The organism is Nocardioides sp. (assembly GCF_050699375.1).
GTDB lineage: Bacteria > Actinomycetota > Actinomycetes > Propionibacteriales > Nocardioidaceae > Nocardioides.
The window spans coordinates 1-8170 of record NZ_JBOHDN010000360.1; the positions used below are offsets into that span (position 1 = coordinate 1).

The window sequence follows — 8170 nt, forward strand, 5'->3', positions numbered from 1 at the left end:
CGGGGCGGGTCCCACACCCGCAGCTCTCCTGCCGAGACGTAGTCGCCCGGGTCGACCCCGATCTCCTCGATCGCCTCGGCGGTGCTCGCCAGCTCCAGGCCCTCTGGCCAGAACGGCAGGCTCAGCCGCGCGCCGACAGTGCGCTCGCCGATGATGTCGGTCGGGAACCAGTGCCGCAGTCCGTCCGGCTCGGTCAGCGCCCGCCACACCTTCTCGGGTGAGTGGCGAAGCAGGCGTACGTAACGAAGGCCGGTCCGCTCGTCGTCGCGGAGCACCTCGCCCATGGGTCCGGTCGTCTCTGTCATCCTTCAGTCCTCCTCGTGGTCAGGGTCGTGGCCGTCGAGCTGGACCAGATGGCGCTCGAGGGCATCCAGGCGATCGGCCCACATCCGGCGGTACGGCGCCAGCCACTCCTCCAGCTCCCGAAGCCGCTCCGGACGGAGCCGGTAGTGGCGGCGCGGTCCGTCGATGCGTACGTGCACCAGTTCTGCCTCACCGAGGGTGCGCAGGTGCTTGGAGACGTTCGGCTGAGCGAGCCCGAGGGTTTCGACGAGCTCACCCACCCCCATCTCGCGATGGTTGAGCAGGTCGAGGATCTGCCGCCGGGTCGGGTCGGCGATCGCGGTGAAGACGTCACGTGTGGGCACATCTCGAATATGCATTATCTGGAATATGCCTGTCAAGGCATGTCTAAGGCGAGGTTACAGGGGCGAGGCGATGAGGTCGTTGAGGGCCAACCCGACCGCTGTGACCGCGGACAGACCTGCGAGCACCCAGAGAATCGTCGACCCGTGCCCGGACAGCAGGGCGCGCTTCGGGGGCGGTGGGGGTCCGAAAGCGTTGGTGGCGGAAGGTTGGCCGGCGCCGGCAACGGACGGTTGGCCGCCGGCAACGGGTGGCTGGGTGGGGGCGGCGGGAGACGGGCTCGGTGCCCCTGGTTCCTCGTCTTCGCCCATCCAGTCGATGTCGTCCCGATCATCGAGGTCGTCGTCGGCTGCGGGCTTGTACGCACCGGCGCCCGCGCCGGCGGGAGCCGCCACCGGGCCCTGGCGCTGGGCGGGCGGGTAGGCGGGACCAGGCTTCACGGCCGGTCGCGGAGAAGGGGGATACCAGGGATCTGATGGCTGTTGCGCGGGTGGATACCAGGGATCCGACGGCTGCGGAGCCGCGGGAGGCCTGGGCGTCTCAGGCGCCTTCCAGCCCGTCAGCGCGAGCAGCTGCTCGGAGTCGGCGGCGAGCGCCGCGTCCAGGTGGACGCGCGCTGGATGCCCTTCGGGAAGGTCTTTGAGGACCTGGCTGTATCGCTCGATCCGGGTGAGGAGCCGAGCTCGCCGGCTGCCGTTCTTGAAGATCCACGCGAGACACGCGAGCACCACCGCGAAAAGCCCCGAGATGACCGCTGCTCCCATGGGTCGGAGCGTAGTGGGCCAGGGCGGTTCCCGCTATCGGTCCGCGACCGCCGCCGAGCGATCGCGGAGGGTTTGCGGGGTCGTTCGATCAGCAAATTGCTGGTAACTGTCGAACCGCAATGAATATACATTCCCTAAACAGGTTCAAGCTGTTTGCGCAAGGGGCCTAATACCTATCGTCTCGATATTTGGACCTATCACTCGTTTGAATTCCGTACGGCGGAACAAAGTGGTCCGTAAGTAAGGCAGTCCTTTGGTGGGAACGCCAGATTTCGCTCTGACGGCACCTCCACCGCAAATGTCCGAAAGGTCAATGTCGTGGGCGCAAAGTCCGTAGTCACCCGGGTCGAGATGACCCCAGCAGAGTCCGACACCGCAGCCAAGCTGTCGGAGTCTTTGCTCACCCGCTTCGAGAACCCGGTCACCTCGGAGTTCCTCGAGACCGCACCGTTCCTCGGCGGTGAGCTTCCCAGCAGCGTCGCCCAGGCGATCCGCGAGTTCCGCTACGACGACACGACCGACGCGTTGGTGGTCAGCGGGCTCCCGGTCTCCGCCGGCCCGACCCCGCCGCACTGGAATCACCCCGATGCCCAGACGCCGCACATGGCTGACTTCTGGCTGGCCCTGATCATGGCCCAGCTCGGTGACGCGGTCTCCTGGTCGTCGCTGCAGGGTGGCCAGCTGGTCAACAACATCCTGCCGATCCAGAAGCAGGAGAGCCTGCAGACCGGGCACAGCAGCGACGTCGTTCTCGACCTGCACATCGAGGACGCCTTCAGCGACCTGCGCTGCGACCACCTCGGCCTGATCTCGCTGCGCAACCAGGACATGGTCCCGACCACCGCCGTCGGCATCAGCTCGATCGACGTCACCGGTCCTGAGTACGCCGCACTGTTCGAGCCGCGCTACGTGATCCACCCCGACGACGAGCACCTGCGCAACCTCCGTGAGGCCGGCGTCAACGAGGACGAGCTGCTCGCCGCTCCGACCGCGGTGCTCTCCGGCTCCCCGCAGGCTCCCGACATCCGCCTGGACCCGCCCTACATGTCGGCCCTTCCGGGTGACACCGGGGCCGATCTGGCCCTCCAGCTGCTCATCATGGAGCTCTCCGCCAACGTCGAGGAGGTCGCGCTCGCTCCCGGCGAGCTCCTCATCGTCGACAACCACCGCGCCCTGCACGGCCGCAAGCCGTTCACGGCCCGCTACGACGGCACCGACCGCTGGCTGCGCCGGCTCACGACCGTGAAGGACCTGCGCCGCAGCAGGGTCGCCCGGTCGGAGGCCTCCTCGCGGATCATCGACCCGGTGCTCGAGCCTTTCCCCGCATCCCTTGAGCTCACTGGCGCTGGACGCTGACGCTCGGGATCTAGGAGGCCGCAGGCGCTACGCCTGCGGCCTCCATCTATTTCAGGACCCATCCGGTGACCTTTCGGCCTGCAGAAGTGACTTCTCGATCTGCGGGAGTGACTTCTCGGCCTGCGGGAGTGACTTCTCGGCAGGTTGATGTCGCGTACAGGGAGAGCCTGATCGGGGATACTCGTCAGCGTGAACGCGAGGCGATGGGGCATACCCGTGCTGGTGGTGGTGTCGCTGGCCCTGGTCGGCTGCGGGGATGACAGTGAGCCGAAGAAGCCGGAGGCGGCGCCGGCGGAGGAGACCTACCCCGTGTACGCCGAGACCATGGACCCCGTCGAGGCAGCCATGACGCTCGTGCCGGAGGGCGCGAAGACGTTGGCGGTGACCGACTACGACGAGGTGAAGTCGCTCTTCGGCCTCGACGACATCACCAGCAGGTCGAGCCCCGCAGATCAGAGCGACCTGTGGAACCGGGCCGACAAAGCGGCGGCCCAGGTCGGTGGCGGGCTGCTGCGCGGGGTCGACCGGCGCCTGCGCGAGCAATACAAGTGGGGTGCGGCCGACGTGGTCTGGGAGGCGAAGTTCACCGGCGGCGACACAGCGGGCTTCGTGATCAGGGTCGCCGACCGGGTCGAGCCCGGGAAGGCGATCAAGGCCGGCATCGGTCCGCTGAAGGGCGCGAGGTTCGATCCGGAGACCCACCTGATCACCAAGCACACCGTCGCCGCGGATGCGGAGAACTGGGCAGCCCAGGAGGACATGGTCGCGGTCGCCGGCGGACCGGCCACCTCGACGTACGTCGTCAAGGGCTGCGCCGAGGGTGGGCCGGAGGAGAAGACCAGGCTGGCGCCCGTGACGAGCTACTCCGTCGAGTTCGGTGGTGGGCTGGCCACCGTGCGTCTCGGCGAGGACCGCGACGACCTGTTCGTCCGGCTCGCCCTGGGCGAGCAGGCCGCTGCGTACAAGAAGGTCTTCACCCACGGCGTCGCCGACCCGTCCTCGGGGCGGATCGGGTTCCGGGTGCGGAACCCGGTGACGGCGGCCGCGCTGGTGACCAGCAAGCCCGTCCCGTTCGCCGTCTGCGACTGAGGGCAGGCCCCGCACCCCGACGGGTCGGCCGGGTTGTGGGCCCTGCCCTGACCCCACGTACTCTGGGAGCGCTATGGCCGCGCAGACTCGTCCCCCACGAAGCGTCTTGTCCCCCCGGATGTGGGGCGCTCACCTGTTGATGGTGATCTTCGTGACGGGTGCGGTGCTGCTCGGGATCTGGCAGTACCAGTCCAGCCAGGAGGACAAGCAGGACGAGGTCGCCGAGCTGGTGCACGCGAAGCCGAAGGCGTTCACCGACCTGATCGGGCCCAACGACGCGTTCCCGTGGGAGCAGATCGGCCGCCCGGTGACCGTCTCCGGGATCTGGATGCCCGAGGAGACCATCTTCATCGACGGGATGGAGCGAGGCTCTCAGGTGGGCTTCTGGGCCGTCACACCGGTCCTTGTCGAGGACACCGAGTCGGCCGTCTACGTCGTACGCGGCTGGACCCCCGAGGTCGGCACCGCACCGCCCGCGCCCCGCGGCCACGTCACCATCACCGGCTGGCTGCAGCCCAGCGACTGGACCGACGTCGCCGACGACCGCAAGTCCGACAACGTCTTCCCGCAGCTCGACGTCTCCGACCTGATCTCGCGTACCAGCTACGACCTCTACAGCGCCTATATGGTGCGCTCGCCGGTCGAGGACAACTGGCCGGCCGCCTCGATGCCGGTCAACGACGGCGCCACGGACGTCGCCGACGTGCCCGCGCCGCAGCTGCCCGAGCCGGAGGCCACGACCGGGCTGCGCAACCTGCTCTACGCCATCGAGTGGTGGCTGTTCGGGATCTTCGGCATCTACGTGTGGTGGCGCTACGTGCGCGACACCCTGCACCCCCGGCCCGACGAGGACGAGGACGAGGCGGCGGGCGACGAGGGCGACAGCGAAGAGGACCCTGAGAAAACGCCTCAGGATGCGGGCGTACCCTCAGACGCGTGAACAAGCTGTTCAGCACCTACAAGGTGCTTGCGTACGTCGTCGGTGTGCTGCTGCTCGTGGGCACCATCTCCTCGGTGTTCAAGTATCTGCTCCCCGAGGGCACCGCGCTGCAGTCCCTCGGCGAGGCGATGACGCCGCTGTGGGTCGCGCACGGCTGGATCTTCATCGTCTACGTGATCGTCGCGTTCCTGCTGACCCAGAAGGCCCGCTGGACGATCCCGGAGTTCCTGCTGATGATGATCGCCGGCCTCATCCCCGGCCTGATCTTCTGGGTCGAGCGCCGTGTCGCCGCCCGGATCGCCCCCAAGCTCGCCGAGCCTGCAAGCTCCTGAGGTGAGGACCTCCTGATCACAGGTCCACGACCGACCTTGTGGGAGGATCGGGGCGTTACATCCCGTACCAATCCCAATGTCGGAAGGGCAGGTCATGGCTGACCAGAAGGCCATCCTCCACACCAATCACGGTGACATCACGATCACCTTGTTCCCCAACCACGCTCCGGAGACGGTGGCCAACTTCGTCGGCCTCGCGACCGGGAGCAAGGAGTACACGGACGACGCCGGCCGCAGTGGCGTGCCGTACTACGACGGTCTCGGCTTCCACCGGGTCATCGACGGGTTCATGATCCAGGGCGGTTGCCCCCTGGGCACCGGTACGGGCGGTCCCGGCTACACCTTCAAGGACGAGCCGCACCCCGAGCTCACCTTCGACAAGCCCTACCTGCTCGCGATGGCCAATGCCGGCCCCGGCACCAACGGCTCGCAGTTCTTCGTCACCACCGGTGCTGCTCCGTGGCTGAACTTCAAGCACACCATCTTCGGTGAGGTCGCCGACGAGGAGTCGAAGAAGGCCGTCGACTCGATCAACGGAACCAAGACCGGCGCCATGGACCGCCCGGTCGAGCCGGTCGTCATCGAGACGGTCGAGATCGTCTAGTTGTCCGACTCGACCCCGGTCGGGGTGCCGGTCTGCTACCGCCACCCCGACCGTGAGACGCATATCCGCTGTCAGCGCTGTAGCCGGTCCATCTGCCCTGACTGCATGAAGGCCGCCTCGGTCGGCTTCCACTGCCCCGAGTGCGTGCGTGAAGGACAGAAGTCCGTACGCCGGCCCAAGCGCCTCACCGGCGCGCGCGTCGGCTTCCGGGCGCTCCCGGTGACCTTCTCGCTCATCGGGGTCAACGTGCTCGTCTGGATCACCATCGTCCTGACCGGCGGTTCCGGGTCCAGGATCGTTGACCTCATCGCGCTGCGGTTCGGTGGCTCGTGTGTCGCCGACGACGGGAACGGCTACTTCCCCAACGTCTCGACAGACCAGATCTGCTCGTCGCTGCAGAGCAGCGGCGCGGCCGCGCACTGGGTGCTCGGCGTCGATGACGGCGCGGTGTGGCAGCTGCTCACCTCGGCGTTCACGCACGTCTCGATCCTCCACCTGGCCGTGAACATGTTCTCCCTCTACCTGCTCGGCTCGTTCCTAGAGCCGATCGTGGGGCGGATCCGGTTCCTGGCCTTCTACCTGATCGCCGGCCTGGCGGGCTCGGCGCTGGTGGTCTGGGCGGCGTCCCCGGCCTCGTCGACCGTCGGCGCATCCGGCGCGATCTTCGGCCTGCTCGGTGTCCTGGTCGTGCTCTTCGTCCGGGCAGGGCAGTCGCTCGCGCCACTGCTACCGGTCCTGCTGATCAACGCCGCGATCACGTTCTTCGGCAACGGCATCTCGTGGCAGGGGCACGTCGGCGGCTTCATCGGCGGCCTCGTCGTCGCGGGCATCTTTACCACGCTCCGGGCCGACCGGAAGGCGCCGTTGCAATGGGCTGCCCTGGGTGGGTTCGTCCTGGTGTTACTGGCTCTGGTCGGCGTACGAATCCTGTTGTTCTGACCACATCGGGCCGCGTGTTTTCAGCGCGTTTTCCGGATGTGGAAAATCCACAGGTGTGGACTAACCTGTGGAGAACTACATCGCTGTAACGCAAAGCGGCGCAACCCTTGGGGTTGCGCCGCTTTCGACGTTCTGGGGTCTTGCTACTCCCACTTCGTGGCGAAGGTGAAGCCGACCGCCATGAAGCCGATGCCGACCAGCAGGTTCTTCTGGCCCAGGTCGTTGAAGACCCAGATCTTGTCCAGGTGGTCGTTCGCGAAGACGTAGAAGACGCAGATCCAGATCAGCCCGATGAGGAAGCAGCCGAGCATGCCGACGACCACACCGCGACCCCGGCCCAGGGGCGTCTTCGGGTGGGCGGCGAAGGCCAGGCCGATGAAGAGCAGGATGAAGCCGATGAGGTAGTTCCACCCCTCGAGCTTCTGGACCGGCTTCGGCCCGGTGAAGTCGCCACCGACCTCGTTCGGGCGAACTCCGACGTAGTAGTAGGCGATCCAGCCGATGCCGAGGGCGATCAGCAGCAGGGCGATCCCGAAGCGGGGAGTGACGATCGGATCCTTGGGCAGGTCGAGATCACTCTTCTTCGAGAGCTTGAGCTTGGCCACGGGTGATGCTCCTCAGACAAATGTGATTGCTGCGCATACCCTAATGGTCGTGAGCTCCGGAACCCAGGCGAACCCCACCCCTAAACCAAAGCGCTGGTCCCGCGCGACCGCATGGCGGCTCGGTACGCCGGTCGTGGTGCTGCTCTGTGGCGGACTGCTCGCGGTGAGCTTCGTGAATGCGGACGGCACCGACCTGCGTCCTGGCCGCTACGAGGACCTGACGACGCTGGTCGACGGTGAGCGGTTCCGCTACAACCGTCTCGAGGCCCAGCTGACGGACCTGCAGAGCGAGGTGGACCAGCTCACCAGCGGCGTCAGCGACAAGGGCGTCAAGCAGCTTCAGAACCAGTCCAAGAAGCTCGCCGACCCGGCCGGCACCACCGACCGCAGCGGTGCGGGCATGCAGATCGTCCTGGGCGACGCTCCGTCGGGTGTGCAGGAGAGCTACACCGGCGACGACCCCAACTCCCTCGTCGTGCACCAGCAGGACATCCAGGCGGTCGTCAACGCGCTGTGGTCCGGTGGCGCCGAGGCGATCACGATCGCCGGCAAGCGGATCATCACCACCACCGGCATCAAGTGCTCAGGCAGCACTGTGCAGCTCGACGGCGTGCCCTACCCCCAGCCGTACGTCATCGAGGCCGTCGGCGACCCCGCCCGGCTGCAGGCCGCGATCGACCGCGACGACCACGTACAGAACTACCGGGACGACGCCCGCGACCCGAACGTCCAGATCGGCTGGTTCCTCAAGCCGCTGACCTACCTCACCGCGCCGGCCTACGACGGTCTGCTCGACGTGAACTACGCAAAACCCCTGCCTCAGGACAAGTGACAGGCCCCGCTGGTCGAGTCGGCTCATCCTGACCAACCAGGGCCCCGAGTCGGCTCGTTATAAC

Annotated in this window: 10 protein-coding genes and 1 pseudogene; 7 read left to right on the forward strand and 4 right to left on the reverse strand. The window is 67.1% G+C overall.

The genetic code is table 11. The features are described from left to right. The 3 genes and pseudogenes from ACRDPS_RS23880 to ACRDPS_RS23890 all read right to left on the reverse strand — a co-directional run. Positions 1-305, reverse strand: a pseudogene (locus ACRDPS_RS23880) (hypothetical protein); the annotation flags it as partial. A gap of 3 nt (positions 306-308) precedes the next feature. Continuing rightward, positions 309-647, reverse strand: a complete 339-nt coding sequence (locus ACRDPS_RS23885) for an ArsR/SmtB family transcription factor (protein WP_431504164.1) — start codon at positions 645-647, stop codon at positions 309-311. A gap of 54 nt (positions 648-701) precedes the next feature. Then, positions 702-1409: a hypothetical protein gene (locus tag ACRDPS_RS23890; protein WP_431504165.1), complete on the reverse strand. Its 708-nt coding sequence runs from the start codon at positions 1407-1409 to the stop codon at positions 702-704. A gap of 318 nt (positions 1410-1727) precedes the next feature. Here ACRDPS_RS23890 and ACRDPS_RS23895 point away from each other — a divergent pair, with 318 nt between their 5' ends. The 6 genes from ACRDPS_RS23895 (at position 1728) to ACRDPS_RS23920 (ending at position 6669) form a co-directional block, all read left to right on the forward strand. Continuing rightward, positions 1728-2765 (forward strand): TauD/TfdA family dioxygenase, encoded by a 1038-nt coding sequence (locus tag ACRDPS_RS23895; protein ID WP_431504166.1) that lies wholly within the window; start codon positions 1728-1730, stop codon positions 2763-2765. Positions 2766-2954: 189 nt separating this feature from the next. Next, positions 2955-3854, forward strand: a complete 900-nt coding sequence (locus tag ACRDPS_RS23900) for a hypothetical protein (RefSeq protein WP_431504167.1) — start codon at positions 2955-2957, stop codon at positions 3852-3854. Positions 3855-3996: 142 nt separating this feature from the next. Beyond that, entirely contained in the window at positions 3997-4794 is a 798-nt protein-coding gene (locus ACRDPS_RS23905) for an SURF1 family protein (RefSeq protein WP_431504168.1), read from the forward strand. After that, the gene (locus ACRDPS_RS23910) at positions 4791-5126 is read left to right on the forward strand and encodes a DUF3817 domain-containing protein (protein WP_431504169.1); all 336 of its coding nucleotides are present in this window, start codon (positions 4791-4793) and stop codon (positions 5124-5126) included. The genes ACRDPS_RS23905 and ACRDPS_RS23910 overlap by 4 nt, the downstream gene beginning before the upstream one ends. A gap of 94 nt (positions 5127-5220) precedes the next feature. Continuing rightward, a complete protein-coding gene (locus ACRDPS_RS23915; protein ID WP_431504170.1) occupies positions 5221-5730 on the forward strand; it encodes a peptidylprolyl isomerase in 510 nt (169 codons plus the stop codon). Positions 5731-5835: 105 nt separating this feature from the next. Beyond that, positions 5836-6669, forward strand: a complete 834-nt coding sequence (locus ACRDPS_RS23920; RefSeq protein ID WP_431504171.1) for a rhomboid family intramembrane serine protease — start codon at positions 5836-5838, stop codon at positions 6667-6669. Positions 6670-6812: 143 nt separating this feature from the next. On the opposite strand, the gene ACRDPS_RS23925 is transcribed toward ACRDPS_RS23920, so the two are convergent. After that, positions 6813-7274 carry a cell division protein CrgA gene (locus ACRDPS_RS23925; RefSeq protein ID WP_431504172.1) on the reverse strand — a complete coding sequence of 154 codons (462 nt, stop codon included), beginning with the start codon at positions 7272-7274 and terminating at the stop codon, positions 6813-6815. Positions 7275-7317: 43 nt separating this feature from the next. Between ACRDPS_RS23925 and ACRDPS_RS23930 the strand changes: the two genes are divergently transcribed. Further along, a complete protein-coding gene (locus tag ACRDPS_RS23930; RefSeq protein WP_431504173.1) occupies positions 7318-8106 on the forward strand; it encodes a DUF881 domain-containing protein in 789 nt (262 codons plus the stop codon). Positions 8107-8170 lie beyond the last annotated feature (64 nt).

What these genes read in the sequence shown, in the direction of transcription:
- ACRDPS_RS23890 (WP_431504165.1), bottom strand. Translation starts at nt 1,409, where the DNA reads ATGGGAGCAGCGGTCATCTCGGGGCTTTTCGCGGTGGTGCTCGCGTGT.
- ACRDPS_RS23915 (WP_431504170.1), top strand. Translation starts at nt 5,221, where the DNA reads ATGGCTGACCAGAAGGCCATCCTCCACACCAATCACGGTGACATCACG.
- ACRDPS_RS23920 (WP_431504171.1), top strand. Translation starts at nt 5,836, where the DNA reads ATGAAGGCCGCCTCGGTCGGCTTCCACTGCCCCGAGTGCGTGCGTGAA.
- ACRDPS_RS23930 (WP_431504173.1), top strand. Translation starts at nt 7,318, where the DNA reads ATGGTCGTGAGCTCCGGAACCCAGGCGAACCCCACCCCTAAACCAAAG.